This window comes from Candidatus Poriferisocius sp., from assembly GCF_965219815.1.
Taxonomy (GTDB): domain Bacteria; phylum Actinomycetota; class Acidimicrobiia; order Acidimicrobiales; family Bin134; genus Poriferisocius.
Genome location: NZ_OZ244791.1, coordinates 3,443,278 through 3,469,198, shown reverse-complemented (window position 1 = coordinate 3,469,198; position 25,921 = coordinate 3,443,278). Strand labels below are relative to the sequence as shown.

Below are 25,921 nucleotides of genomic sequence, written 5' to 3'. Positions count from 1 at the left end.
AGGTCTTGGGGCCTCCGGAGGGATTGGCACCCCGGCTGCTACCGCCCCCCGTCCAGTTGAAATACTGTGGGCGGTCCAACGCACAAACAGCAGCAGCCGAGGAGAGCCGGACATGAGGCATGGGTACAAGGTTTTTGACGCCGACGGGCACGTGGTGGAGCCCAAGAACCTGTGGGAGCGGTTCTTGGACCAGAAGTTCCAGCATCGGGTGGGTTGGAAGGAAGTGCCTGGACGGGAGACCTTCCGTCCTGCCACGGTGGACGGGCGCTACACCCAGAGCCGAGTCACCATTTACGGCGACTTCATGGAGGCCGTGAACTGGACCTACGACAACATGCGGGAGAAGTACGGCCAGGCCGTGGTGGACAACGGCTTCCCCGGCGACGCGGTGGCCCAGGCCATGCCGCTCGACGGCATGGACTTCATGGTGATCTACGGCCCGGGCTACGACCTGTGGTCCGACGGCATGGACCCTGAGCTTCAGGCCGCCATGTGCCGGGCCTACAACCGCTGGGGTCAGGAGATGCGGGAGACCTCCGGCGGACGGGTCATCACCTCGGGGCCGGTGGTGATGAACGACGTGCACCGTGCGGTGGAGGAGATCCAGTACGCCTACGACCATCTGGGCACCCGGTGCTTCTTCGCCCGGCCCAATATGTTCAACCGGCGGATGCTGGGCGACCCCTACTACGACCCCATGTACGAGCTGCTCCAAGACCTGGACTGCGCCTTCGCCACCCACGACTTCATGGGCCACAACGGCTCTTCGGCTGGCGCCGACCGGTTTGAGACCTTCACCGAGTGGCACACCGTCTGCCACCCCCACGAGGCCCAGATGGCCATGCTGTCGATGATCTGCAACGGGGTCTTCGAGCGGTTCCCCCGGCTGCGGGTGGCCTACATGGAGGCCAACTGCGCCTGGCTGCCGTGGTGGCTGTGGCGCATGGAGGAGCACATCGAGTTGTCGGGAGACTATGAGAAGCCGGGGCTCACCAAGTCGCCCCAGGAGTACTTCCAGGACAACTGCTTCATCTCTGTGGAGCCCGACGAGTACCTCGTGTACCACGTGATCGAAGAGCTGGGTGACGACAAGATCGTGTGGGAGAGCGATTACCCCCACCCCGACTCAAAGTACCCGGAGGCGGTGCAGGCGTTTCTCGACCTGCCCAAAGTTTCGGATGAGTCAAAGCGCAAGATCCTGTGGGACAACGCCATCGACCTCTACCGATTCCCCGAGGGCTACCTGCCCGACGAGTTCATCGAGGCCACCACCTACAAATACGACCCGTCGACCTATGTGCCCAAGGTGCCGGCGGGAGTGGGCTGAGCAATGGCGTCGCCCCATGAGGTTCCAGGCGTGGAGCCCATCTTCCGCCACCTAGAAGACGAAGACCTGAAGACCCAGCAGGTCCGCACCCAGATGCACCCCGACGGTCAGAAGTCGGTGTGGGAGAAGTGGTTCACCTTCGGCAGCCACGGCAAGCAGTACCTGTCAATGTGGGCCCGCTGGGATCCGGGCATGATCGTGCACCGCCACGGCCACCACTCCCCGCAAGTGATGTACGTGCTGAGCGGTGACCTCATGTGCGGCGACGTCCACTGCCCCACCGGCACCCACATCGAGCTGCCCCACGGCGCCGCGTTGGGCCCCCTCATCGCCGGCCCCGATGGCGTAGAACTCTTCGAGGTCATGATGGGTGACGCCGCCTCCTGGGCCGCCGACCCCGAGGGCTTCGAAGCCCTCCTGGCCAGCAGAGACATCACCAAACTCCCCGACCCCCCCATAGACCTCCCCGAAGACTTCGAAGACCGCCGCCACCAATAGCGACGCTGCCAGCGGGGTTTCGCTCGAGGAGGGTTCGGGTTAGTTGTATTTGTAGACGCGGGCGGCGTTGGCGTAGAGGACTTTTTCTTTGTCGGGGTCGGCCATGTTTTGGACGAGTTCGGCGATGATCTTTTGGCTGTCGGGCCACAGGGTTACCGAGTGGGGGTAGTCGGACGACCACATGGACATGTTCACCAGGGTTTGGTTGCCGCCGGCCATCTGCATGTGGCCGTTGTGGTCGTCGAGGCCGGTGACGAACACGTTGGTGCCCAGGTAGCTGCTGGGCTCGCGCTCGATGGGCGAGTCGGACCAGGCCGACTGGGTGTGGTACTCGTCGTCCATGGTCTGGTACCAGAACGGCACCCAGCCGTAGTTCACCTCGGCGGCCACCACCTTGAGGTTGGGATGGCGGTCGAAGATGCCGGCGAAGATCATGTAGGTGAGCGGGCGCACCGCGCTGAAGAACCGGTTGACGATGCCGGGGACCGACACGTTCTGCTCCACCAGCTCGTCCCAGTCGGAGTCGGGCGGCTTGCCGCCGAAGGTGCGGTGGAAGGTCACCGGCACGTCCAGCTCTGAGCACGCCTTCCACAGCGGCTCGTAGTACGAGTCGTTGAAGGGGCGTGACGGCATGCCGGGGACGAACAGACCCTTGGCCCCCTTCTCCAGCACCCGGTCGACCTCGGCCAGGGTGACGTCCATGCCGTCCTCGGTGGGCAGCATGGGCAGGCCCCGCAGCCGGTCGGGGGCCGCGCCCTGGAACTCGTCGAGCACCCAGTCGTTGTACGAGCGCATGCAGGCCACAGCCAGTCCCCGGTCGGGCTCCAGGTAGGTGAAGATGGAGTTGGCCGGGTACACCACCGAGCCCCACACGCCGTCGATGTCCATGTCGGCGCAGTGGGCGGTGCCGTCGTAGTTGCCCGGCATGATCTCCTCGAACTTCATGCCCGAGAGCTTGTAGTCCTCCTTGGCAACCCCGGCCATGGCCTCGATGCCGAAGCTTCGCTTGGGCGGCCCGCCGTCGAACGACCATCCGTCGCCCCCATCGGGCGCGGGCATCATGCGGGGGATGCGGTCTTTGTACTCATCGGGCACCCGCTCGAACACGTGGGGCGGTTCGTTGATATGGCAATCAGCCGAGATGACTCTCACGGCCAAAACGGTAGCTGGCGGCTGGGGTTTCGTGCCGCGGCGGGGTTGGCCACCTGTCGTTGCCGGCCTTGGCGCGGGTACCGTGGCAGTTCTATGAGCACGGGGATGCGGCTATGAGCACGGGGATGCGCCGTCCCCACGAGCTGGACTACGAGGCCATGCAGCGCCTGTTCCCGCCCCCGCCGGAGTACTTCGAGACCACGTTCTTCGAGGACCCCGACACCATCGCCCGCAAGCAGCTCCTGCGCCTCCAAGACCGGGCCCAGCGGGCCTGGCAGGTGCCTTTCTTCCGCAAGCGGTGGGAGTCGGCCGGATTCCACCCCGACCAGCTTCGGACCCTCGACGATCTGTGGAAGGCCCCGGCCTACACGGTGGACGACATCCGGGCTTCTATCAACGAGAACCCCCCGCTGGGCGACTATCAGAGCATCGGCCTGGAGGATGCCCGCAACGAGCCCATGCGGCTGTACGTGTCGGGGGGGACCACCGGGCGGTCCCGGCCCACCCTCTACACCGCCTGGGATCGGGAAGTTGGGGCCATCACCATGGCCCGGGCGCTGTACGCCGAGGGGATCCGCCCCGGCGACGTGGTGGTCAACGCCTGGGCCTACTCCACCCACAACGGGGCCCACGCCTTCGACGAGGCGCTGTACCGCTGGCTCAACTGCGTGGTTCTCACCACCGGCACCGGCAACGTGACCTCCACCCGCAAGCAGGTGGAGCTGGCCCATGAGTACGGGGCGGCGGCCATCTTGACCACTGGCGACTACATGTTGAAGATGGCCGAAACCGCGGTGGAGATGGGCCTCGACCCCAAGGCCGACTTCAACATACGGGCCCTGCCCGGCGGCCACATCGGCGACGCCGAGCGGGTGAAAGAGGTGTGGGGGGTGACCCCGGCCCAGCCCTACGGGTTCCACGAGGTGCAGAACGTTTCTATCGAGTGCCCGCTGCGCAACGGGCAACTCCACATCTTTGAAGACTGCTTTGTGGTGCAGGTGGTGGACGTGGAGACCGGCGAGCCGGTGCCCGACGGCACTCAGGGGGCGCTTGTGATCACCGAGATCTACAAGACCGGCTCACCCCAGTTCCGCTACAACATCATGGACCTGGCGTTTCTGTATCCGCCGGGACAGTGCGAGTGCGGCTCGTGGCTGCGGCGCATGGGACCCTTCGCCGGTCGGGGCGACAACATGGTGAAGCTGCGGGGGGTGAACGTGTGGCCCGAGGCCATCGGCGAGGTGATCAGCGACGTGGCTGGGGTGACCGAGGACTTCTTCTGCCGGGCGGTGCGGGCCGGCGATCGCGACGAGATGATCGTGATGGTGGCCAGTGACGCCCCGGCCGATGAGTTCGGCGCGGTGGCCGAGCGGGTGGAGGACCGCCTCAAGGAGGTCGTCGGGGTGAGGATGACCGCCGAGGTGGTCGGCCCCGGCGGGCTGGACGAGCTCACCGGCATGGCCTCCGGCGCGGCCAAGCTGATTCGGTTCAAGGACGAGCGGCCATGAGCGTTGCCGCGCCGGCCGAGGGTGCCATCGACTACTGGTGCAACCGGTTCTTCCCCGAGCAGGCCGACGTGTGGAACGCGGCCTTGGAAGCCACCGGCATCGCCGTGAAGGTGCGCACCGACGACACCGACTCCTTCTGCGACGCCGACACCATGGTGGCCCGCATGGACGAGCTGAGCATCGCCGCAGTGATCCTGCCAGTGACCCATCGGCCGGCCCATCCCGAGCCCACCGACTTCGAGCTGGTGGCCGCCCAGCCCGACGATGTGGAGCAACTGGCCAAGGATCACCCCGGTCGGTTCTTCGGCCAGTGGTCGGTGGATCCCCGCACCGGCATGGCCGGGGTGGACGAGGCCGCCGCCATGCTGGACCGGCCGTGGTGCGTGGGCCTGCACACCCACACCCACAGCTTCGACCGCCGATTCGACCACGCCGACTACTACCCCTATTACGCCCTGTGCGCGGCCCACGACGTGCCCTTCGTCATGCAGGCCGGCACCTCCGGCGGGCTCATGCCCAGCGAGTGCGGGGTACCCATCAGCATCGACCGTCCTGCCCTCTACTTCCCTGATGTGCGTTTCGTGCTGTCCCACACCGGGTGGCCGTGGGTGGCCGAGTGCATCGCCATGGCCCTCAAGTTCCCCAACGTGTACCTGGGCACCTCGGTGTACCCGCCCCGACACTGGTCGGCTGAGCTGCTGGCATTCATGAACGGCGCCGGACGCCGCAAGTGCCTGTGGGGCACCGGCTTCCCCACCGTGGGCCACCGCCACGGCCTCGGCCAGCTGAGCGAGGTGGAGATGGGCAACGAGGCCCGGGCCAACCTGCTCGGAGGCACCGCCCGCCGGGTGTTTACTCGCCTGTTATGACTGTTCCTGAGCCTGAGGTGAAGGAGCAGTTGGCGGCGGCCGGGGTTGCGGTTCCTAGAGGGGTCAGCGTGGCCTTCGCGGATGCAGTGGCCGACCCTTCGGTGCTGGCCGTGGCCGCGGAAGCTGAAGGACTAGCCGGGCCGCTGGTGCTCAAGGGTTGGGGCGGTGGGCTTGTGCACAAATCGGACGTGGGGGCGGTGCGTCTGGGGCTGGCTCCCTACGAATTGGACTACGAGGCCTCGACGATGGCAGCGGAGGCCGCGGCGGCGGGCGTGCGGCTCGACGGGTTCCTGATCGAGGAGCAGGCCGAGGCCGGGGTCGAGCTGCTGGTCGGAGTGGTTGACCGACCCCCGTTCGGTCCGGTTGCCGCTTTGGGTCTGGGCGGCACCCTCACCGAGGTGCTCGACGAGGTAGTGCTTCGGCTGGCCCCCATCTCCCGAGCCGACGCCGAGGCCATGGTGCGGGGGTTCAAGGGCGCGGAGCTGCTAAGCGGATTCCGGGAGCAGCCGCCGGTGGATGTGGAGTTGCTGATCGAGCTGCTGCTGGCCGTGGCCGGGCCCGATGGAGTGGCCGAACAGCTGGGCCAGCGACTGGTTGAGCTGGAGTGCAACCCGGTTATTACCACGCCCGATGGCGCCATCGCCGTAGATGCCCGGCTCATCACCCGGGAGACACCCACCGGTGCGCGTCATGGGCCACCGCCCACCGACTTCGGGCCGCTGTTTGCCCCCCGCGGCATCGCGGTGGCCGGGGCTTCCACCAGCCGGCCCGGCTTCGGCAACACCTTTCTGACCGCATACCAGGAGTTGGGCTGGGGGCCGGGCACGCTGTGGGCCGTCCACCCCAAGGCAACCGAGATCGACGGGGTGCCCGCGGTGCCCACGGTGGCCGACATCGATGGCGACGTGGACTACGTGGTGGGGGCGGTGCCCGCCGCCGCCTGCGCCGATCTTGTGAGGGGAGCGGCGGGCAAGGCCAAGTTCGTCCACGTCATCAGCGGGGGATTCCGGGAGGCCAGCGAGGAGGGCACCGATCTGGAAGATGCGCTAGGCGCGGCGGCTCGGGAATCGGGGGTGCGGGTGCTGGGCCCCAACTGCCTGGGGGCCTACGCCCCGGCCGGTCGGCAGACCTTCTTGCGCAATGCCCCCATGGATGTGGGCCGGGTGTCCATGATCTCCCAGAGCGGCGGTCTGGCTGGCGACATGGTGAAGGCCGGGGCGATCCGGGGAATCCGCCTGTCAAAGCTGTGTACCGTCGGCAACAGCATCGACGTCACCCCCGGCGAATTGCTGGAGTGGCTGGTAGACGATCCCGACACCGGGATCATCGGCCTGTACCTGGAGGACCCTCGCGATGGCCGCCGACTCACCGACGCCCTCCATGCCGCCCAGGGTCGCAAGCCGGTGGTGATGCTGGTGGGGGGCCGCACCGCTCAGGGCGGGGGAGCGGCCGTGTCGCACACCGGGGCTCTGGTGGCCGATCACCGGATCTGGGACGCCATCAGTGCGTCCACCGGCACCAGCATCGTGAGCACCATCGAGGATCTACTCGCCGCAGTCGCCTATCTCCAGCGCTGGGCAGAGGCCGACATCATCGGCGACCTCGACACCCTGGTGATAGGGGTGGGCGGGGGCGCCTCCGTGTTGGGAACCGACGCCGCCGACCAAGCCGGCCTGGTCACCACCCCGGTCAGCGGCCAGGGCCAGCAGGCGGTTCGCGATCTGGGCTATGGGGTGGGCACCAGCATCCGCAACCCCATCGAGATCGGCTTCGGCCCTGTGTCCGACCCCGATGTGCTGGTCAAGGCCCTCGATCCCATCCTCGAGGTCCAGCCCTATCCCGACGTGGTGATCCACTCCAACGTCCAGGCCTTCTTCAGCTACGCCGGCGACGGCATCGAGCGCCTGTTCCCCATCATTGAAACCACCGCCGCCCACGCCGAGGAATCCTGGCCCCGCTCCCGCCTGTCCCTCGTGCTCCGCAACCTCGACTGCGCCCCGCCCGACATCGCCGCCCGCATCCAGCAAACCTGCCTTGACGCCAACCTCCCCGCCTTCACCCGGTTCGCCGAAGCCATGGCCGCCGTAGCCGCCGCCAAACGCCACGCCCGCAACCGCGCCCTCGCTGGGTAGCTACCATCGCTTCATGCCTGGGGAGAATGAGTTTGGGGGACGGGTGGCGCTGGTCACGGGGGCGGCGGGGGCGGCTATTGGGTCGACCACGTGCCGGACGCTCGCCTCTTATGGGGCTGGGATCGTGGTGCTGGACAACCACGAGCGTCGTACCAACGAGACGGCCGAGGCCCTGCGGGAGGCCTATGACGTGCCGGTGATGGCCGCGGTGGCCGACATCGGCAACCGGGAGCACATGGCCAAGACCATGGACCGGGTCTACGCCGAGATGGGGTCGGTGGACATCCTGGTGAACAGTGCGGCTGTCAACGTCCAGGGCAGTATTTTCGACTACAAGCCCGAAGACTGGGACTGGGTTATCGGCGTGGACCTCACCGCCTGCTGGTGGTTGATCTGGCGCACTATCGGGGCAATGCGGGATCGCCAGTGGGGACGCATCGTGAACGTGTCGTCGGTCGCCGCGTATCTGGGGGGCAATGGCCGGGAGGGACCGTACGCCGCGGCCAAAGCCGCCCTCAATGAGGTCACCCGGGGAGCGGCCATCGAGGGCGGGCCTTTCAATATCCGAGTCAACGCGGTGGCCCCCGGCCTGATCCGATCCAAGTGGGTGGACGCCCAAGCCGAGCACTACGAGTCGTTCCGGGAGGAGACCCCGCTGCGCCGCCACGGCGAGCCCGAAGATGTGGCCAACACCATCGCCTTCTTGTGCAGCGACGAGTCGGCCCATATCACCGGCCAGGTGATCAACATCTCCGGCGGGTGGTACCTCACGCCGTGAACCTGAATACCGGCCGATGAGCGGGATCGGCGGCCGGATTCGAGCCGCGGCCCCAGCGCAGGGAGAGGTGGACCGCAACGCGGTCGTTCTGATCCTGCTGGCCATCGGCACGGTCATCGCCATCCGCTACGGCGGACTGTCGTCCACCACCGACTGGCTCACCGCCACCCTCGATGGGTTGGCCCTCGATGGGCTGGCCGACCGGTTCGAAGAGGCGCTGGGCGCTTCCGAGCATGCCGGGTTCAACCGCCGCATGTACTGGGGGCTGTTCCGCTGGGTGGTGTACGTGGTGCCCGCCGTGCTGGTAGCCCGCTATGTGCTGCGAACTCGCCTGCGGGACCTCGGCCTCAAGGCCGGTCCCGAACTCCGCCGCCACGCTCCCCTCTATCTGGGCCTCTACCTGGTGCTGGTGCCGTTCGTGGTGGCGGCCAGCTTCAACGGCGAATTCCAAGACACCTACCCGTTCTACGAGCCGCCCCCCGGCATCGGCTACTGGCCCCGCTTCTACATCTGGGAGGCGGTGTACGCCGGGCAGTTCCTGGCCCTGGAGTTCTTCTTTCGCGGGGTGCTTGTCCACGGCCTGGCCCGCCGCTTCGGGGCCATGGCCGTGTTCATCGCCCTCATCCCCTACGTAATGATCCACCTCACCAAGCCCCTGGCCGAGGCTCTCGGCTCCATCGTCGCCGGCACCGTCCTCGGCTTCCTCAGCCTAAGAACCGGCTCGGTGTACTTGGGCGCCGCCCTCCACTTCGCCGTCGCCCTCACGATTGACTTGCTTGTCTTGGGCATCCAGTAGCTGCTGGGCTGCTGTTCGCGCCCAGAACCTAAGCTGAATCCCATGGCCGCACTCGGCTACCGCACGTTTGACTCCGACAACCACTACTACGAGGCGCCCGACTGCTTCAGCCGCCACATCGAGTCCCGCTACGCGGAAAAGGCGATAACTGCTTCCCAGCGAGCCGACGGGGAGTGGGAGGTGAAGGTGGGGGACCGGCCTTACAACTTCATGCATGTGAAGTTCGACAAGACCAACGCTCCCGGCTCCATGTACGAGATGTTCAAGGCCAAGCGGGACAATCCCGACTTGAGCTGGGGCGATTCCTACACGGCAGAGAACATGCTGCCCGCCTACAAGCAGCCTGAAGCCCGCCTCGACCTGCTCGATTCCCAGGGCGTGGAGTGGGCCATTCTGCTCCCCACCTTCGGGGTGTCGGTGGAGGAGTACATGGTGGACGACATCGAGCAGACCTACGCCAACCTGCGGGCCTTCAACCGCTGGCTGGAGGACGACTGGGCCTACGCCTACCAGAATCGACTGTTCACCCCGCCGCTGTTGTCGCTGCTGGAGCGGGAGCACGCCATCGAGGAGCTCGACCGGGTACTCGAAGCCGGAGCCCGTATCGTGCACCTGCGCCCCTGCCCGTGGGGCGGCGAGGGCCGCTCGATCGCCGACCCCTACTACGACCCGTTCTGGGCCCGCCTCAATGAGGCCCAGGTCCCGGTGGCGTTCCACATCTCCGACCTGCGCTACGGCGATCTGGCCGTGCGGATGGGCGACGACCCGGTGGCCAACGTGCGGGAGATGTCGGCATTCCAGTGGGCCTTCCTCCACGGAGACCGCCCCATCATGGAGACCTTCGGGGCCCTGCTGTACGGCAACATGCACGAGCGCTTCCCCAACCTCAACTTCTTGAGCATCGAGAACGGCTCCGACTGGGTCCACTACCTGCTCACACTGATGGACAAGAAGAAGGGCATGGCCCGCTTCGGCCCCTGGCCCGCCGGCCGCCCGGCCGGGCGCATGAGCGAGATCTTCAAACAGTGCTGCTTCGTGTCCCCCTACCCCGAGGACGACGTGGAGGCCCTGGCCGACCGCATTGGCGCTTCCCAGGTCCTATTCGGCTCCGACCACCCCCACCCAGAAGGCATCGCCGACCCCAATTCCTTCATCACCCTCATTGCCAACCGCCCCGAAGAAGAACAACGCCAAATCATGCGAGAAAACGCCGCCACCCTCTTCAAAGTCGCCTAAAGCGCCCCCCACTCTGCACAAATTGCAAGTAGTACTTGCAGATTGCCATGCCGCCTAGCCCTATGCGGAGAGGGCGAGCGGCCTTCACCCTCATCGAGATTGTCTGTGATCCCGACTTGGTGTAGGCCCGATTCCCGGTAGCCTTGCCATTACAGTCGGAGTTCTGACGGCGACATTGCGGCGTTATCGCCGCCTCTCACTTCCCCCAAAGACGTAACCCCGGCCGTTTGCCGAAGCAGTGACGGTTCCGGGGTTTTCACAAGTGAGGCTACCGCCCGATGCCGAACTCTTCAACGTTCAATCCCGCCGTTGTCCGCGATCGGCTGGGCATGGATCATCTGAGATCGTACCTTGAGGACTGCGGGAGCGACGTAGAGACAGCGCTGGTCCTACACGCCTGGAATGCCCAGGTAGCGGCGGCGTTCCTTGAGGACTTGGGTCGGCTAGAAGTCGTGATTCGCAACCGATTCGACGAGGCGCTGACTGAGCTCTTGGCATCGGCCGGACTCCCCCACCCTTGGTTCGATCACGGACCGCTATTCCCTGGTCGAGGAGGCAACCGCGCTCGGCAAGCGATTGAGGAGGCAAAGCGGCGGGTCGCGCACGGCGGGGGGCTGCCTGTTCACCACGGCAGAGTTATTTCACAGCTGAGCTTCGGGTTTTGGCGGTTCTTGTGCGCACCTCGTCATCTCACCTCGCTATGGGGGCCAGCTCTAGCCTCCTTGTTTCCTCACCATCCCGCCTCGGACAACGCTGTCCAGATTCGAGCCGATGTAGAACTGCGGATGGACCGGTTGCATTTCCTGAGGAATCGAGTGGCCCACCATGAGCCAGTCCACCGCCGCCGCCTCGCCGATGATGCAGATCACATCCTCAAGCTTGCCGAGTGGATGTGCGTCGACACTCACGAATGGATAACTCACTTGTCTCGCGTCCCAACGGTGCTGGCCTCAAGACCCCCCGGCACCCGCCTACCTGACCCAATGGAGCGCTAGCGGTTACTCAAGCGATTCGAGGTCATCGGGAATTACGAGCACTGCTTCTTCTGCGTCTTTCTCATTTGGGACAGCTCCCAAGGAGCTCTGACATTGGCGAGGCGACATGACAACACCTCACGTGCCGCTTCACCTAGGAATGGTGCACTCATGGAGAAATAGCCTGCCCCGCATGGTTGATATGCCTCCTGAGGTGGGAGCGGCTATTGGGCCGTATTACGTGTATGCGCTGATTGATCCGCGAGACGAAACGATTTTCTATGTCGGGAAGGGGACTGGTCAGCGGTTGCTGGCGCATGGTTGGGAGGCTCACATGGCTGCTGATGGTCGGCGGCATTCGGAGAAGATCGAGCGGATCAAGGCGATTCGCAAAACAGGGCTGGAGCCTCGGATTGATGTCATGCGGCATGGCATTGTCGATGAGGACGATGCCTTCATGGTTGAAGCGGTGTTGATCGACTGCCTTGGGATCGACAATTTGACCAACAAGCCGCGTGGGCATGGCGTTGAGAAGGGCAGGCACACGCTCGACGAGTTGGTTCGCCGGTACGGGGCACCTCGATTCCAGATTGATGCTCCTCCCGCGCTTCTTGTCCGGCTTAGGTACTGGCAGGACGAGAAGGTGGAAATTGAGCCGGGCTATTACCGCTCGGGGTATGGCTACCGGGACGGGATGACGGGTGTCGAGATGGGTGACTCGGTGCGGGCGTGGTGGAGGATCAGCCCGGGTTCAGTCAAGGCAAGGAGGGCTGACTACGCGGTGGCCGTCCATGAGGGGATCACCCGCGGGTTGTTCAAGATTGGAGACAATTGGATCCAGCGTGATGACGGTCGCTGGGCCTTCGATGTGGAGCAAGTAGCAGGCGGTGAAGTGTTTGATAGCTGGGTTGGTCCGCTGGGACGCAGCGTCCGCGATCACTTCTCCAAGTACAGCCAAACCCCGATTAGGTACTACCCCTAGCTAGCGCGGGGGGATGAAGCCTCCGTCGATGATTATGCATTGGCCGGTTATGTAGCTGCCGGCGTCGGAGGCGAGGAGGAGGGCGGCGCCTACTAGCTCGTCGGGGTGGCCGATGCGGCCGATGTGGCTGAGGTCGGACATGCGGGCCATGGCTTCAGGGCCGGTGTTGCGGGTCATGGTGGTGTCGACGGTGCCGGGGGCGATGGCGTTGACCCGCACGCCGTGGGGGGAGTACTCACCGGCCATCGACCGGGTGAACGACAGCAGCCCGGCTTTGGCCGCCGAGTACATGGACGTGTTGCCCGCTGGGATGTAGGCCCCCACCGAGATGACGTTGATGACCGAGGCGTGGTCGGATTCCAGCAGCGACGGCAAACAGCGCTGGAACAAGAAGAACGGTCCCCGCAGGTTCACGGTGAACGAGCTCTCCCACGATTCGGGGGTGATGTCGGTCATGGGCAGGCCCAGCGGGTTGGCGGCGTTGTTCACCAGGATGTCGATCTGGCCGAAGTGCTCCAGGGTGGCGTCGGCCAGCTGGTTCACGCTGTCGAGATCGCCCATGTGGGTGGGCACGGCCAGTGCTTCGCCGCCAGCCTCGGCGATTTCGGTCACGGCCCGGTCGCAGGCGTCGGCCTTGCGGCTGGCCACCACCACCTTGGCTCCTTGGGCGGCGAAGCCGTGGGCGATGGACAGGCCGATGCCCCGGCTGCCCCCGGTGACGATGGCCACCCGCCCCGAAAGGTCGAACATCTGGGCGGCGTCCAGCGACGCCGCATCAGGTCGAGGAGAGAATCTGGGATCGGTGGCGGTATCGGTGGTGGGATCAGCGGCGGGGGAGTCGGCCATGGCCGCACCCTAGAGCGAGAACTGAATCGACCTAGAAGTGATAGGGGAACCGGGAGAAATCAGCCGGGCGCTTCTCCAGGAACGAGTCCCGCCCCTCGGCGGCTTCGTCGGAACCGTAGGCCAGGCGGGTGGCCTCCCCGGCGAACACCTGCTGGCCCACCAGTCCGTCGTCGATGAGGTTGAAGGCGAACTTCAGCATGCGCTGTGCGGTGGGGCTCTTGGCATTCACCGCCTCGGCCCACTCCAGCGCCGTCTGCTCCAGCTCGGCGTGGGGCACCACCGCATTGACCATGCCCATCTCGTAGGCCTCGGCTGCGGTGTAGGCCTTGCCTACGAAGAACACCTCACGGGCCCGCTTCTGGCCCACTTGGCGGGCCAGGTAGGCCGAGCCGAAGCCGCCGTCGAAGCTGGCCACGTCGGCGTCGGTCTGCTTGAACATTGCGTGCTCAGCCGACGCCAGGGTCATGTCGCTCACCACGTGCAGGCTGTGTCCCCCGCCGGCCGCCCACCCCGGCACCACCGCGATCACCACCTTGGGCATGAACCGGATGAGCCGCTGCACCTCCAAGATGTGCAGTCGCCCGGTGCGGGCATCGTCCACCGTGTCGGCGGTCTCTCCGCTGGCGTACTGGTAGCCGTCGGCTCCCCGGATGCGCTGGTCACCCCCCGAGCTGAACGCCCAGCCGCCGTCGGTGGGCGACGGCCCGTTGCCGGTGAGCAGCACGGTGCCCACATCCGGGGTCATGCGGGCGTGGTCCAGTGCGCGATACAGCTCATCCACTGTGTGGGGGCGGAAGGCGTTGCGCACCTCGGGACGGTCGAAGGCAATCCGCACCGTGGCCTGGTTGACGGCGCGGTGATAGGTGATGTCGGTGAGGTCGAACCCCTCCACCGGCTTCCACAGTTCGGCGTCGAACAGCTCCGAGACCATGCCCAAAGACTACGGGCGATGGAGTGGGGGCAAGTACTCGAATCCGGCCGGGGCGTTGTCTCGCCAATCTTGATAGGTGTCCTTGGCCTTGGCGGTCGTTCTCTTGCGAACGGTCTTGGCCACCTTCTTCTTGGCTTTCTCCGCCGATTGGGTGAGGGTGTAGTACTGCATCTCCTTGAACGCCCGGCGGCGGCCCATCTCCACCAGCGCCCGAGCCGCGCTCAGCGTCTTGCCCGTCCCCAGGGGCATGGCCACCCGCCCGGCGAACATCAGCGCCGACTTCCAATCGCCCTGGCTCAGCGCATACAGAGCCCGGGTGGTGTCCACAATCTCGCCCACTACCGGCAGCACTCCGGCGGCCTCCATGGCCCAGAACCCCACGTCGTCCCAGCCGAAGCCGTCCTTGCGGTGGTAGGCCCCATGGGCGATGACCGCGGCGGCCGCTTCGCGAACCTCCGGGGGCAGGCTCACGTCGGCGGCGATGGCCTCGAAGTCTGCCTTCGACAAGAACTGGTCGGCCTTGGTGGGATCGCCCTGGGCCGCGGTGTCGATGGCCGCCAAGTAGGGCAGCAGCGTGGTGTAGGCCGACATCTTGGCCTCGAAGGCGTCGAGGTCTTCGAGGCTGATGCGCCCGTCGCCACCGCTGGCCGAGAACCCTTCGGTAGGGTCGGACAGGTAGTCGCGATTGTTCTTGGCCGTGTCCACCATGGTGAACAGGCTGCGGTTGGTGAGCAGGATCCGGGCCGCCTCGCCTAGGTCGTCGGTGCGGGTGACGAAGCCTTCCAAATTTCCCCGCGACACAATGTGGTCGCCACCCCACGCCTCGGGAGCGTCCCTCAGAATCTCGATGGCCCACAGGGCCAGGTTCAGCCCCTCGGGGCCCAGCAGGATCATCTGGGCTCTCTGGGAGATGTCCCCAGAGTCGACGCGAAGCTGCTGGCTGATCCCGCCTAGCGACTGCTCCACCGGATACTGCTCGCCCCCCAGCCAATACTCCACCTCGGCCACCACCGCGGCCCACCGCTGGCGCCGCAGGTCGGTCTCATCGGCGGCGGCCAGATAGTCGACGGCTAGCTCAAAGGCTGCCTCAGCATCCATTCCCACGGTGGGCATACATGGAATATAGGTAAATTATTTGAAACTGGCTATAGGTAAATGATCAAGCAGCCCTGCCGGGGCCAGGTCCGCCGTTGCGCGAGAAGGACCGAGGTGGGCGGCGCAGCAGATTCACGGCCATGGCCGACGCCCGTGTAGACCACGGAACGCACTCGCCCTGCTCGTTTACCGGGACGCCTTCTCGGGCCACGATCCTCCACCCGGTGTACGCCACTACCACTGCATGGGCCCCCACTAGCACCAGGAAAAAGGTCCAGGGGGCGGTCAAAGACATGACCACCCCGCCTACCACCGGCCCGATGATCGACCCCACCCCCGCGGTTCGCACGAGCGCAGCACTGGCGCCGTTCAACTGCGACAACGGCACCCAGTCGCCAGTCAGGGCAATGGCCAGCGAATAGAGCGGGAAAGTGGCGCCGCCGAAGCAGAAGACAAGCACCAGCGACAGCGCCGATCCCGGCTCGACCAAGGGCAGGATTCCAGCGATGGCCGCGGCCGCGGCAGCAGCCGCGAAGATCACCGCCCGACGAGACACCCGATCGGAAATCGACCCCACGGGCCATTGGAAGGCGATGGCCCCGGCGGTGGCCGATACCAGGAACAGCGCGATCCGGCTCGTGGGCAGCCCCTCGTAGGCGGCATACACCGCGCCCACCCCCAGCAGCGCCCCGTGGCTGATGCCGGCGCAGAAGGCGGTAACCACTCCGGTGGGGGCCAAAGAGATGAGCTGACGCAGCGACAGCGGCTCGGGCACGGTCAGCGGGGGAGCGCTGGTGGCCGACAGCGTGATGGGAACCAGCGCGGCGGAGATGAGCACCGAGGAGATCACAAACAGCTCGAAGCCTGCGGGGTCGCCTCCGTTGAGCAGCAACTGGCCAAGCGTAAGCCCGCCCATCGACGACACCATGTACATGGACAGCAGCCGTCCCCGGGTGGCGTTGGTGGCCATGTCGTTGAGCCACGACTCCACAACCACTAAGACGCCGGCTATGCACAGGCCGAACAGCATCCGCAGCAGAGCCCAAGCGGCGGGATTGATCCACAGCAGATGCAAGATCGACACACCGGAGGCCATTGAGGCCAATGCGGCGAACACTCGGATGTGGCCCACCGCGGCAAGAAAATGCTCGGCCAGTCGCGTCCCGATCAAGAACCCCAAAAAGAAGCTGGCCATGACGATGCCGCTGACCGCGAGGCCGAACCCCTCCGACTCGGTTCGCACGCCAAGCAGCACGCCCTGGAGACCTCCGCCCACCTGAATGAACAGCATTCCCACCAGCAAGGCCCGGGCCGCGCCCAAGCCGCGACTCGTGGGCCCGGTCTCGATTAAGGGACCGCCGACGACTCCGCCGTCGTCATCCTTTAGCCACCCGACGGCGTTCTCGGCCACTGTTGTTTAGCCTACCGACGCGACCTCGGATTCCAAGATGAATTTCGCCATTCCAGGGAGCATTTTTTTCGGTGCCAAGCCGCTGGTGGAGTCAGTCGTTGAGCGCGGCCGGATCGGCGATGATCTCGGCCAGAGTCTGGAGGAATTGGGCTCCCGGTGCGCCGTCCACCGCGCGGTGGTCGATGGTGAGGCTGAAGGTGATCATCTGGCGCCAGGCCACATCGTCGCCGTCGCGGACGGGCACCTCGACAGCCTGCCCCACACCGAGAATGGCCACTTCGGGAGGGTTGATTATCGGGGTGAAGGCGTCGATGCCGTAGGCGCCCAGGTTCGTGACCGTGAACGTGCTGCCGGAGATCTCCGATGGCGTGGCGGATTTGGTGCGCGCCCTCTCGGCGAGATCGCGTACCTCGCCAGAGAGATCGGCCAGGGACTTGGCGGCGGCGTCTCGCACCACCGGCACGATCAGCCCGTCGTCGAGCGCCACCGCAACGCCCAAGTCGATGCCGTCATGCTGGGTGATCACTTCGTCTTCAAGGGTGGCGTTGAGTGCCGGGTGGCGCGCCAGGCCCGCAGCCACCGCCTTGAGCAATAGATCGGTCACTGACACACCGCTTCCCTCGGCCTTCAGGGCCTGCTGATATGCGATCAGCTCGGTGGCGTCGATTTGGCGGGTCAGGGTGAGCTGGGCCATTGATTGGATGCTGTCGTGCATCCGGGCGGCGATGATCCCCCGCATCCCGGTCAGCGGGACCGTTGTCGGGCTGGGGGTTCGCTCTCCCACGGCGTCTTGTGGAGTGTCGGTGGCACGGCTGAGGACGTCGTATTCGGTGATGCGCCCTCCCGGGCCGGTGCCGGTGACTGCGGCCAGGTCGACGCCGACCTCCTTGGCCGTCCGGCGGGCCACCGGGGTGATCTGCACGGGTGGCCGGTCCGGCGTCGGGCTGGCCACCGCTTCGTCGGGTTCGCCGATCAGCGCCAATGCCGTGAGCACCGGCACTGTTGCTCCTTCGGAGACGAGGATCTCGAGGATGGTCCCGGCCGCGGGGGCGAGCACGTCGTCGGTGGTCTTCTCCGCCTCGATTTCGACGAGGGGCTCGTCGACGGCCACCACATCGCCAACCTGCTTGTGCCACGTGACCACTTGGCCCTCTTCCATTCCCATGCTCCACTGGGGGAGCCGCACCTCGGTAGCCATGTTGTTGTGGAGACTAGCCATCATCATCCGCGGTTCCGAATACCATCGGCAGGGCGTTTCCACAGAGAAGGGTGAGCCGATGATCACAGTCGATGACGATCTCTTGCGGGAGCTGTATCGGCGGATGTCCCGCATCCGAAAATTCGAGGACACCACCAAGGAGCTGCTGCTGGCCGGGGAGTTATATGGCGCGTTCCACACCTCGACTGGCCAGGAGGCGTCGATCGTCGGGTCGTGCATGGCGCTGCGCATTGATGACTCGATGGTCGGGACCCATCGCTCCCACGGGCATCCGATCGGCAAGGGCGCTCAGCTCGATCGGCTGCTGGCTGAGCTGATGGGCAAGGAGACCGGCGTGAACCAGGGCAAGGGCGGGTCGATGCACCTGTCGGACTTCAGCATCGGAAGCCTTGGCGAGACGTCAATCGTCGGTTCCGGACTCCCGGTGGCCACCGGCGCGGCGTTGGCCTACAAGATGCGGGGCGACGACAACGTGAGCCTGTGCTTCTTCGGCGATGGCGCATCGAATCAGGGCACGTTCCACGAGTCGCTGAACCTGGCTGCCATCTGGAAGCTCCCCGTGGTGTACGTGTGCGAGAACAACGGGTACGGCGAGCTCACTTCCGCCAAGGACGCCATCTCGGTGGAGGACATTTCGATCCGGGCCGTGGGCTACGACATGCCCGGCGTGACCGTCGACGGCCAAGACGTGCTGGCCGTATTCGAGGCGGTCAGTGAAGCAGTGGATCGGGCTCGCCGGGGCGACGGCCCCTCCCTGGTGGAAACCAAGACCTATCGGTTTGAGAACCACGCCGTGGGCCGGCTGCCCGAGCACTACCGGTCGGCTGAGGAGGTGGAGTACTGGCGCACCGAGCGCGACCCCCTGGCACTGTTCCGCCAAGTGCTAATCGAGCGGGGCTTCGACGAGCAGCAGATCGACGATCTCGACGCCGCGGTCAGCGAGGAGATCGTGGCCGCCATCGAGTTCGCCCGGCAGAGCCCGGCACCCCCGCCCGAAGCCGCCTTCACCCATCTCTTCTCCCCCAGCGCGGGCTGATCGCAGGAGGAATCCACCATGCGCACTGTGTCTTACATCCAAGCGGTTACCGAAGCGATGACCGAGGAGATGGAGCGTGACCAGAGCGTCTTCATCATGGGCGAGGACGTGGCCTGGAACATGATGGGCGACTGCACCGGACTAGTGGAGAAGTTCGGTACCGAGCGGGTTCGCAACACGCCGATATCCGAGGCGGGTTTCGTGGGTGCCGGCGCCGGCGCGGCCATGGTCGGAATGAGGCCGATCGTCCACATGCTGATCGCCCCCTTCATGTACGTGGCCTTCGACCAGATTGTCTCCATCATCTCCAAGTCCACCTACACCTATGGCGGGCAGGCCCGGCTGCCCATCACCCTGCGGGCCCCGATGATGTACGGCGTGTCCAACGCGGCCCAGCACTCCGACCGCCCCTACGCCACGCTGATGACCATTCCGGGGCTCAAGCTGATCGCTCCCGCCACCCCTCACGATGCCAAGGGGATGCTCAAGGCCGCGATCCGCGACGACAACCCCGTCATCTCCTTTGAGGACCGGAGCCTGTGGGGCCAAAGCGGCGAGGTGCCCGACGACGACCTGATCGTGCCTTTGGGCCGAGCTGCCGTGCGCCGCGAGGGCACCGATGTGACCGTGGTGACGGTGGCCGGGGCGATCACCCTTGGGCTCGCCGCCGCCGAACAGCTCGCTGCCGAAGGGGTGTCGGTTGAAGTGGTCGACCTGCGCTCCATCGTGCCCATGGACACCGAGACCATCCTGGATTCGGTGGCCAAGACCGGTCGATTGCTTATCGCCGACCCTGCCCATGAGATGGGATCGGTGGCCTCGGAGATCTCGGCTGTGGTTGCCCAGCACGGGTTCTGGAGCCTTCAAGCCCCCATCGCCCGGGTGACCACGCCTCATACCCACATGCCGTTCAATGCCGATCTGGAGAAGCTGCTCTTGCCCAACGCCGACAAGGTCGTCTCCGAGGTCCGCGCCCTGATGGAGTGAACCGCCATTGAGGGATCAAGTTGATGCGAATCCAAGTATTGCAAGTAGGGCTGGAACTGACCCTCTGGAGGGGCGAGGGTTGACTAATCCTGAGGTGGTGGGGGGCCGTGTCGCCGTTGCCGAGTTGTGGCGTCAACAGGCGCGTGCCGCCCGCATGCGGGTGGTGCTGGCCGACGGCCGCGACGAGCGAGCGGCCGAGGCCGCCAAGATCCTTGAGCGGGAGGAGCTGGCCATCCCGGTTCTGCTCGACGATCCCGCCGGCTTCTGCTCTGGTGCAGTGCGAGCTGCGGCCGAGACCTCGCCCTGGAGCGAGCGCATCGACCTGGGCGACCCGCTCCATGTTGGCGCCCTCATGGTGGCGGTCGGTGATGCCGACGCCTGCGTAGGCGGTGCGAGCCGATCCAGTGCCGATGTAGTGAGGGCCGCCCTTTACTGCATCGGCTTGGCCCCCGGTGTCGAGACCATCAGCAGCTGCTTCCTATTGGTGCTGCCCGACGGGACCCCGATCACCTACGGCGATTGCGGCGTGGTCCCCGATCCCGATCCCGACGAGCTCGCCTCCATCGCCATCTCGACGGCAACCACCCATGAGCAGCTGGCGGGGGAGAAGGCTCGGGTGGCCATGCTGTCGTACTCCACCAAGGGGAGTGCCGATGGCTCTCGAGTGGAGCGGGTTCGCACGGCCACCGAGATCGTGCGCCAGCGGATGCCTTCGCTGGCCGTCGACGGGGAGATGCAATTCGATGCGGCCTGGGACCAGCAGGTGGCAGCGGCCAAGGCACCAGGCTCAGATGTGGCCGGTCGAGCCAATGTGTTCGTATTTCCCGATCTCGACTCGGGAAACATCGCCTACAAGATCACCGAGCGCCTCGCCGGAGCCCGGGCGTACGGTCCGCTGCTTCAGGGAACCGCCGGTGTGGTCCACGACCTGTCGCGGGGTTGCAGCGCCGACGACATCGCCACTGTGGCCGTTATCGCGGCTTGCCAGGCCACGAAGGGTCGTCCCTGATGTCATTGGGCTCTAACAAATTCGCTATAGCTGCTAACTTGCCTGCTATCCACCCCTGGGTGTTGGGAACGGGCGAGGAAGGACGGGAGCAATGAGTCAACGCAAGGGAGCTCCACCCAAAGAGCGGCTGCCGCTGGACAGCGCCAAGGTGATTGCCACCGCGGCGAGAATCGCCGACAGCGAGGGACTCGACCGGCTGACCCTCACCCGGGTTGCCGATGAGCTCGGCGTGCGCCAGCCGGCCCTGTATCGCCACATCGGCGGGTACGACGACCTCCTCCGCAGCCTCAGTCTGCGGGGACGCGAGATCCTGGCCCAGCGGCTGGCCGACGCCGCGGTAGGACTCTCGGGCGACGATTCGGTGGCGGCGGTCGGCCACGCCTGGCGGCAGATGGTTCGGGACCATCCCGGCATCTATGCGGCCACCGATCGCTACCCGTGTGCCGGCGACGAGGAGCTGGAGGCGGCGGTGGAATGGGTGCTGGCCGTATTGGGCCAAACCCTGCGAGGTTACGACCTGACCGAGGAAGACCGCGTGCATGCGGCCCGCGCCCTGCGTAGTGCCTTTCACGGTTTCAGCCATCTCGAATCCGGCGACGGCCACCCCCTGCCCCACGACCCCGAGGACACCTTCGACCACCTCGTGCAACTGCTGTGCGCCGGAATCCAGCGACTCTCCCGCAAGCCCCAGATGAGTGCCGAGGTGACGGGATGACTGGCAACCCCCAAATGAGTGCCGAGGGCGTGGGGTGACCCGACTCGGATTCCTCCTCGACAGCGAGAGTTGCATCGGATGCCATGCCTGCACGGTTGCGTGCAAGGCCGAGCACGATGTGCCTCTCGGCGTGAACCGAACCTGGGTGAAGTACATCGAGACTGGCACGTTCCCCAATGTCAACCGGCACTTCTCGGTGATGCGCTGCAACCACTGCGACGACGCGCCGTGCATCTCCATATGCCCTACCAACGCTCTATTTCGGGCTGACAACGGGGTTGTGGACTTCGACGACGACAACTGCATCGGCTGCAAGGGGTGCATGAACGCCTGTCCCTACGACGCCATCTACATCAATCCGGTCACCAATACGGCCAACAAGTGCAATTTCTGCAACCACCGCATCGAGCAGGATCTTGAGCCGAGCTGCGTGGTTGTGTGCCCCACCCACGCCATCAAGGTGGCCGATCTCGACAATCCCGACGACGAGACCACCAAGATCATTGCCCGGAGCGAAACCGCAGTGCGGTCCCCGGAGCAGAACACGTTGCCCAAGGTGCATTACCGGGGCGCGGACCCGGCGTCGCTCGACCCGCTGCGGACGGCCATCGCCGACGACGGGATGATCTGGGCCGACACCACTTCCCAGCACCCGACCGCGGTACACGGAGGCGATGGGGTGGTGGCCCGCACCGCCTACACCACTGCCCATGAGATGACGTGGAAGGCCAAGGTCTCCAGCTATCTGGTAACCAAGGCGGTTGCCGCAGGGGTGATGATGGTGGCCGCGCTGCTGGTGGTGCTGGGCCATGGCGGCGAGCAGGCCGCGGTGGGCGTGGTGCCGCCGGTGGTGGCGGGAGTGTTCCTGGCTTTGACCGCAGTGCTGTTGGTGGGTGATCTGAAGCGTCCGGAGCGGTTCTATTACCTGATCACCCGGGGTAATCGCCGGTCGTGGCTGGTGAAAGGCGCGGCGGTGCTGGGGGCGTTCGCCGCGGTGAGCGCGGCGTGGTTTGTGGCTGGTGTGGCGGAGTCGATAGGAGCGCTACAGGTGCTGGCTGCGCCTGCCGCGTTGTTGGGGTTGGCCACCGCGGGCTACACGGCCTTCTTGTTCGTCCAGTGCGAGGGCCGCGATCTGTGGCAGTCGCCCCTGGTTCTGCCCACGCTGTTGGCCCAATCGGTTGTCGCCGGAGGTGCGGGCTATGCGGTGATGGAACTGGCGGTGGACGGGCCCGACCCGGTCGCCGTGCAGTGGGCGCTGCTGGCGGGGGTGCTGGCTACCGCGGTGCTGGTGGCCGCTGAGCTCTTGGGTCGGGCAACGCCCCATGTTGAGGCCGCCGTGGCGGCTATGGCCCGGGGGCGATACGCCCGGCAATTCTGGATGGGAGGGGTGGTGTTGGGGCTGGTTGTGCCGGCGGCGCTGGTTGTGGTGAGCCTGGCCGCAGATTCTGGGCCGGTTCCGGCCGCGGTGGCTGGCGTCTGCGCGGTGGCGGGCATGTGGTGCTATGAGGACAGCTTCGTGCGGGCGGGCCAGTCCGTGCCGCTCTCATAGGGGAGGGTCGGGTTATGAACGAGCTGCACAGCTATCCGCCCCATGAGACGTGGCACGACACCGTGTCGCTCGATGCCAAGGCCTGGCCCCGCCGGGTTGAGCACCACCACACCCTGGTGCCCACCACCTGCTTCAACTGCGAGGCGGCCTGCGGGCTGGTGTGCCATGTGAACCATGCCACCGGTCGCATCGACCGCATCGAGGGCAACCCCCTGCATCCCGCCAGCCGGGGCCGCAACTGCGCCAAGGGCCCGGCCACCCTCAACCAGATCGACGACCACGAGCGCATTCTGTATCCGCTGCGGCGCGCCGGGGAGCGGGGCTCGGGCCAGTGGGAGCGGGTGAGCTGGGACGAGGCCCTCGACGACATCGGAGGCCGTATCCGGAGTGCCATCGCGGAGGGTCGCCAAAACGAGGTGATGTACCACGTGGGCCGCCCCGGCGAGGACGGATTCGCCGAGCGGGTGCTCCAGTGCTGGGGAGTGGACGGCCACAACAGCCACACCAACGTGTGCAGTTCCAACGCCCGAGTCGGCTACCAGAGCTGGATGGGACACGACCGCCCATCGGCGGACTTCGCCAACGCCGAGGTGATCTTCCTCATCTCGTCGCACCTGGAGTCGGGCCACTACTTCAATCCCCACGCCCAGCGGATCGTCGAGGCCCAGTCCAATGGGGCCACCGTCATCTGCGTCGATCCCCGGCTCTCCAATACCGGCTCAAAGGCCGACTACTGGCTGCCTGCCTGGCCCGGCACCGAGCCCTTCTTGCTGTTGGCCATCGTCCGGCTGCTGGTGCTCAACGGCACCTGGGAGCGCGACTTCGTTCGGCGCTGGACCAACTGGGAGGTCTATCTGCGCGAGCGCCACCCGCATCGGCCGGTGGAATTCGACTCGGTGGGTCCGGCCCTGGCCGACGACTACGCCGCCTACACCCCGGAGGAGGCCGAGCGGGTGTGCGGGGTGCCGGCGGCCCAGATCATCGAGATCGCCCGGATCATCGGCGCCCATCCCACCAAGTTCGCCTCCCACAACTGGCGGGCCGCTGGCGCTGGCAATCTGGGCGGCTGGCAGACGGCCCGGTGCCTGTTCTTCCTCAACGTGCTCACCGGCTCGGTGGGCACAGTAGGGGGCACCACCGGCAACGGCTGGAACAAGTACAAGGCACCCCACCCCACGGGAGCGCCGCCCTTCGAGCAGTGGAACGAGCTGAGCTGGCCTCAGGAGTACCCGCTGGCCCATCACGAGATGTCGATCTTGCTGCCCCATTTCTTGGCCGAGGGCCGTGGCCGCCTCGAGGTGTACTTCAGCCGGGTGTACAACCCGGTGTGGACCAATCCCGATGGATTCAGCTGGCTGGAGGCGCTCAAAGACCCAGACAAGGTGGCCTGCCATGTGGCGCTCACGCCCACCTGGTCGGAGACGGCTACCTTCGCCGACTACGTGCTGCCCATGGGAGTGGGGGCCGAGCGCCACGATGTGGCCAGCTTCGAGACCCACGCCGGGCGGTGGATTGGCTTCCGCCAGCCGGTGCTGCGTCGCTATGCCGAGATCCGGGGCGCCGGGGTGACCAGCGGATCGCGCACCCACGAGTTCAACCCGGGCGAGGTTTGGGAGGAGAACGAGTTCTGGATCGACCTGTCGTGGCGCATCGACCCCGAGGGTTCCATGGGCATTCGCCGCTGGTTCGAGAGCCCCGCGGAGCCCGGTACGCCGATGAGCGTGGACGAGTACTACGGGGTCATGTTCGCGGGCGTGCCCGGCTTGGCCGAAGATGCCGAATCGGCGGGCCAAAGTCCGTTGGAGTTCATGCGCGACCGGGGGGCCTATGCCCTCGACGGCGACATGCACCAGCCTTACGAGCGGGAGGTGGACCCCGCTGAACTGGATGACTGCCATCTCGATGACTCCGGCGTGTACCGCCGCTCCGGCACACCCGGCACCTGGTCGGGTTCGGCGGAAGACCTGGCCGCTCTGGAGCTGGCCGGCCTCGGCGATGGCTCCCCGGCGGTGCAGGTAGACGGTGCTCCCAAGGAGGGCTTTCCCACTCCGTCGCGCAAACTGGAGCTCTACTCGGAGACGCTGGCCGACTGGAGCTGGCCCGAGTACGCCACCCCAACTTGGATTCCATCGCACGTGCACTGGGAAAACCTCGACCTCTCCGGCGACGAGCGCATCCTGATTCCTACGTTTCGCATCCCCACTTTGATCCACACCCGCTCAGCCAACAGCAAGTGGCTGTCGGAGCTCAGCCACCGCCATCCACTGTGGATCCACCCCTTCGATGCCGAGGCACTGGGCATCGAGATGAACGGCCTGGTGAGGATCACCACCCGCATCGGCCATTTCGTGATCGGGGCGTGGCGCACCGAGGGCATCCGACCCGGCGTGGTGGCGGCATCGCATCACATGGGCCGCTGGCGCCTCGATCCCGGCAAAGGCGGGTCGTGGACCGGGGGCGACGCCGACATCACCAACGACGGCACGTTGTGGCGGCTCACCCGACGAGGCAAACCGGAGCGCCATTCGAGCGACGATGACGACACCGAGCGGATCTGGTGGAGCGATACCGGTGTCCACCAGAACCTGACGTTCAGTGTGCAGCCCGACCCGGTGTCGGGCATGCAGTGCTGGCACCAGCGGGTGCGGGTGACGCCCGCCCAGCCCGGGGACGCTCCGGGCGACGTGGTGGTGGACACCGCCGAAGCCCGCAAGGCCTATCAGGAGTGGCTGGCCATGACCCGCCCGGCCCCCGGCCCCGGCGGTCTGCGCCGGCCCCTGTGGTACTCCCGCCCGCTCAAACCCGCCCCTGCTGCTTATGCCCTTTGATCTCCCCCTTGCGCCCGAATTCTCATTCAACGGAGGATGAACA

Annotated in this window: 22 protein-coding genes; 15 read left to right on the top strand and 7 right to left on the bottom strand. The window is 66.1% G+C overall.

Annotated elements, in window-relative coordinates:
* Positions 1–112 precede the first annotated feature (112 nt).
* Complete coding sequence (locus ACOQPI_RS16595; protein WP_420620722.1) at positions 113–1,327, top strand: amidohydrolase family protein; 1,215 nt, start codon at positions 113–115, stop codon at positions 1,325–1,327.
* Between the two features lie 3 nt (positions 1,328–1,330).
* Positions 1,331–1,825 (top strand): hypothetical protein, encoded by a 495-nt coding sequence (locus ACOQPI_RS16590; protein ID WP_420620721.1) that lies wholly within the window; start codon positions 1,331–1,333, stop codon positions 1,823–1,825.
* 39 nt (positions 1,826–1,864) lie between these two features.
* On the opposite strand, the gene ACOQPI_RS16585 is transcribed toward ACOQPI_RS16590, so the two are convergent.
* A complete protein-coding gene (locus ACOQPI_RS16585) occupies positions 1,865–2,977 on the bottom strand; it encodes an amidohydrolase family protein (protein WP_420620720.1) in 1,113 nt (370 codons plus the stop codon).
* Between the two features lie 113 nt (positions 2,978–3,090).
* On the opposite strand from ACOQPI_RS16585, the gene ACOQPI_RS16580 reads away from it, so the two are divergent.
* The 6 genes from ACOQPI_RS16580 to ACOQPI_RS16555 are packed head-to-tail and all read left to right on the top strand — an operon-like array spanning position 3,091 to position 10,296.
* The gene (locus ACOQPI_RS16580) at positions 3,091–4,485 is read left to right on the top strand and encodes a phenylacetate--CoA ligase family protein (protein ID WP_420620719.1); all 1,395 of its coding nucleotides are present in this window, start codon (positions 3,091–3,093) and stop codon (positions 4,483–4,485) included.
* Positions 4,482–5,354, top strand: coding sequence for an amidohydrolase family protein (locus tag ACOQPI_RS16575; protein WP_420620718.1), 873 nt, complete (start codon positions 4,482–4,484; stop codon positions 5,352–5,354). Before ACOQPI_RS16580 ends, ACOQPI_RS16575 begins: the two co-directional genes overlap by 4 nt.
* Positions 5,351–7,486 carry an acetate--CoA ligase family protein gene (locus tag ACOQPI_RS16570; protein WP_420620717.1) on the top strand — a complete coding sequence of 712 codons (2,136 nt, stop codon included), beginning with the start codon at positions 5,351–5,353 and terminating at the stop codon, positions 7,484–7,486. Before ACOQPI_RS16575 ends, ACOQPI_RS16570 begins: the two co-directional genes overlap by 4 nt.
* A gap of 13 nt (positions 7,487–7,499) precedes the next feature.
* A complete protein-coding gene (locus ACOQPI_RS16565; RefSeq protein WP_420620716.1) occupies positions 7,500–8,264 on the top strand; it encodes an SDR family NAD(P)-dependent oxidoreductase in 765 nt (254 codons plus the stop codon).
* Between the two features lie 16 nt (positions 8,265–8,280).
* Positions 8,281–9,060, top strand: a complete 780-nt coding sequence (locus ACOQPI_RS16560; protein ID WP_420620715.1) for a CPBP family intramembrane glutamic endopeptidase — start codon at positions 8,281–8,283, stop codon at positions 9,058–9,060.
* A gap of 42 nt (positions 9,061–9,102) precedes the next feature.
* Positions 9,103–10,296, top strand: coding sequence for an amidohydrolase family protein (locus tag ACOQPI_RS16555; protein ID WP_420620714.1), 1,194 nt, complete (start codon positions 9,103–9,105; stop codon positions 10,294–10,296).
* Between the two features lie 713 nt (positions 10,297–11,009).
* Here the strand turns inward: ACOQPI_RS16555 and ACOQPI_RS16550 are convergent.
* A complete protein-coding gene (locus ACOQPI_RS16550) occupies positions 11,010–11,204 on the bottom strand; it encodes a hypothetical protein (RefSeq protein WP_420620713.1) in 195 nt (64 codons plus the stop codon).
* Positions 11,205–11,463: 259 nt separating this feature from the next.
* Between ACOQPI_RS16550 and ACOQPI_RS16545 the strand changes: the two genes are divergently transcribed.
* Positions 11,464–12,252 (top strand): LEM-3-like GIY-YIG domain-containing protein, encoded by a 789-nt coding sequence (locus tag ACOQPI_RS16545; protein WP_420620712.1) that lies wholly within the window; start codon positions 11,464–11,466, stop codon positions 12,250–12,252.
* Here ACOQPI_RS16545 and ACOQPI_RS16540 read toward each other — a convergent pair whose 3' ends face one another.
* The 5 genes from ACOQPI_RS16540 to ACOQPI_RS16520 all read right to left on the bottom strand — a co-directional run bounded on the left by ACOQPI_RS16540 (position 12,253) and on the right by ACOQPI_RS16520 (position 17,757).
* A complete protein-coding gene (locus ACOQPI_RS16540) occupies positions 12,253–13,002 on the bottom strand; it encodes an SDR family NAD(P)-dependent oxidoreductase (RefSeq protein ID WP_420621057.1) in 750 nt (249 codons plus the stop codon).
* A 127-nt stretch (positions 13,003–13,129) separates the two neighbouring features.
* Positions 13,130–14,029 (bottom strand): 1,4-dihydroxy-2-naphthoyl-CoA synthase, encoded by a 900-nt coding sequence (locus ACOQPI_RS16535; protein ID WP_420620711.1) that lies wholly within the window; start codon positions 14,027–14,029, stop codon positions 13,130–13,132.
* Positions 14,030–14,038: 9 nt separating this feature from the next.
* Positions 14,039–15,142, bottom strand: coding sequence for a hypothetical protein (locus tag ACOQPI_RS16530; RefSeq protein ID WP_420620710.1), 1,104 nt, complete (start codon positions 15,140–15,142; stop codon positions 14,039–14,041).
* A 46-nt stretch (positions 15,143–15,188) separates the two neighbouring features.
* Positions 15,189–16,535, bottom strand: a complete 1,347-nt coding sequence (locus ACOQPI_RS16525; protein WP_420620709.1) for an MFS transporter — start codon at positions 16,533–16,535, stop codon at positions 15,189–15,191.
* Between the two features lie 91 nt (positions 16,536–16,626).
* On the bottom strand, positions 16,627–17,757 hold the full coding sequence (locus ACOQPI_RS16520; protein ID WP_420620708.1) for a dihydrolipoamide acetyltransferase family protein: 1,131 nt from the start codon (positions 17,755–17,757) through the stop codon (positions 16,627–16,629).
* A 55-nt stretch (positions 17,758–17,812) separates the two neighbouring features.
* On the opposite strand from ACOQPI_RS16520, the gene ACOQPI_RS16515 reads away from it, so the two are divergent.
* The 6 genes from ACOQPI_RS16515 (at position 17,813) to ACOQPI_RS16490 (ending at position 25,878) form a co-directional block, all read left to right on the top strand.
* Positions 17,813–18,790, top strand: a complete 978-nt coding sequence (locus ACOQPI_RS16515; RefSeq protein WP_420620707.1) for a thiamine pyrophosphate-dependent dehydrogenase E1 component subunit alpha — start codon at positions 17,813–17,815, stop codon at positions 18,788–18,790.
* 18 nt (positions 18,791–18,808) lie between these two features.
* Positions 18,809–19,777, top strand: a complete 969-nt coding sequence (locus tag ACOQPI_RS16510; RefSeq protein WP_420620706.1) for an alpha-ketoacid dehydrogenase subunit beta — start codon at positions 18,809–18,811, stop codon at positions 19,775–19,777.
* 79 nt (positions 19,778–19,856) lie between these two features.
* Positions 19,857–20,786: a phosphate acyltransferase gene (locus tag ACOQPI_RS16505; RefSeq protein WP_420620705.1), complete on the top strand. Its 930-nt coding sequence runs from the start codon at positions 19,857–19,859 to the stop codon at positions 20,784–20,786.
* A gap of 91 nt (positions 20,787–20,877) precedes the next feature.
* Positions 20,878–21,501: a TetR/AcrR family transcriptional regulator gene (locus tag ACOQPI_RS16500; protein ID WP_420620704.1), complete on the top strand. Its 624-nt coding sequence runs from the start codon at positions 20,878–20,880 to the stop codon at positions 21,499–21,501.
* A gap of 34 nt (positions 21,502–21,535) precedes the next feature.
* Complete coding sequence (locus ACOQPI_RS16495) at positions 21,536–23,050, top strand: 4Fe-4S dicluster domain-containing protein (RefSeq protein WP_420620703.1); 1,515 nt, start codon at positions 21,536–21,538, stop codon at positions 23,048–23,050.
* A gap of 14 nt (positions 23,051–23,064) precedes the next feature.
* Positions 23,065–25,878 (top strand): molybdopterin-dependent oxidoreductase, encoded by a 2,814-nt coding sequence (locus ACOQPI_RS16490; protein ID WP_420620702.1) that lies wholly within the window; start codon positions 23,065–23,067, stop codon positions 25,876–25,878.
* Positions 25,879–25,921 lie beyond the last annotated feature (43 nt).

Excerpts from the sequence above, each read along its gene's own strand:
- ACOQPI_RS16595 (WP_420620722.1), top strand. The coding sequence starts at position 113 with ATGAGGCATGGGTACAAGGTTTTTGACGCCGACGGGCACGTGGTGGAG.
- ACOQPI_RS16590 (WP_420620721.1), top strand. The coding sequence starts at position 1,331 with ATGGCGTCGCCCCATGAGGTTCCAGGCGTGGAGCCCATCTTCCGCCAC.
- ACOQPI_RS16580 (WP_420620719.1), top strand. The coding sequence starts at position 3,091 with ATGAGCACGGGGATGCGCCGTCCCCACGAGCTGGACTACGAGGCCATG.
- ACOQPI_RS16575 (WP_420620718.1), top strand. The coding sequence starts at position 4,482 with ATGAGCGTTGCCGCGCCGGCCGAGGGTGCCATCGACTACTGGTGCAAC.
- ACOQPI_RS16570 (WP_420620717.1), top strand. The coding sequence starts at position 5,351 with ATGACTGTTCCTGAGCCTGAGGTGAAGGAGCAGTTGGCGGCGGCCGGG.
- ACOQPI_RS16565 (WP_420620716.1), top strand. The coding sequence starts at position 7,500 with ATGCCTGGGGAGAATGAGTTTGGGGGACGGGTGGCGCTGGTCACGGGG.
- ACOQPI_RS16560 (WP_420620715.1), top strand. The coding sequence starts at position 8,281 with ATGAGCGGGATCGGCGGCCGGATTCGAGCCGCGGCCCCAGCGCAGGGA.
- ACOQPI_RS16555 (WP_420620714.1), top strand. The coding sequence starts at position 9,103 with ATGGCCGCACTCGGCTACCGCACGTTTGACTCCGACAACCACTACTAC.
- ACOQPI_RS16545 (WP_420620712.1), top strand. The coding sequence starts at position 11,464 with ATGGTTGATATGCCTCCTGAGGTGGGAGCGGCTATTGGGCCGTATTAC.
- ACOQPI_RS16540 (WP_420621057.1), bottom strand. The coding sequence starts at position 13,002 with ATGTTCGACCTTTCGGGGCGGGTGGCCATCGTCACCGGGGGCAGCCGG.
- ACOQPI_RS16535 (WP_420620711.1), bottom strand. The coding sequence starts at position 14,029 with ATGGTCTCGGAGCTGTTCGACGCCGAACTGTGGAAGCCGGTGGAGGGG.
- ACOQPI_RS16530 (WP_420620710.1), bottom strand. The coding sequence starts at position 15,142 with ATGCCCACCGTGGGAATGGATGCTGAGGCAGCCTTTGAGCTAGCCGTC.
- ACOQPI_RS16520 (WP_420620708.1), bottom strand. The coding sequence starts at position 17,757 with ATGATGGCTAGTCTCCACAACAACATGGCTACCGAGGTGCGGCTCCCC.
- ACOQPI_RS16515 (WP_420620707.1), top strand. The coding sequence starts at position 17,813 with ATGATCACAGTCGATGACGATCTCTTGCGGGAGCTGTATCGGCGGATG.
- ACOQPI_RS16510 (WP_420620706.1), top strand. The coding sequence starts at position 18,809 with ATGCGCACTGTGTCTTACATCCAAGCGGTTACCGAAGCGATGACCGAG.
- ACOQPI_RS16500 (WP_420620704.1), top strand. The coding sequence starts at position 20,878 with ATGAGTCAACGCAAGGGAGCTCCACCCAAAGAGCGGCTGCCGCTGGAC.
- ACOQPI_RS16490 (WP_420620702.1), top strand. The coding sequence starts at position 23,065 with ATGAACGAGCTGCACAGCTATCCGCCCCATGAGACGTGGCACGACACC.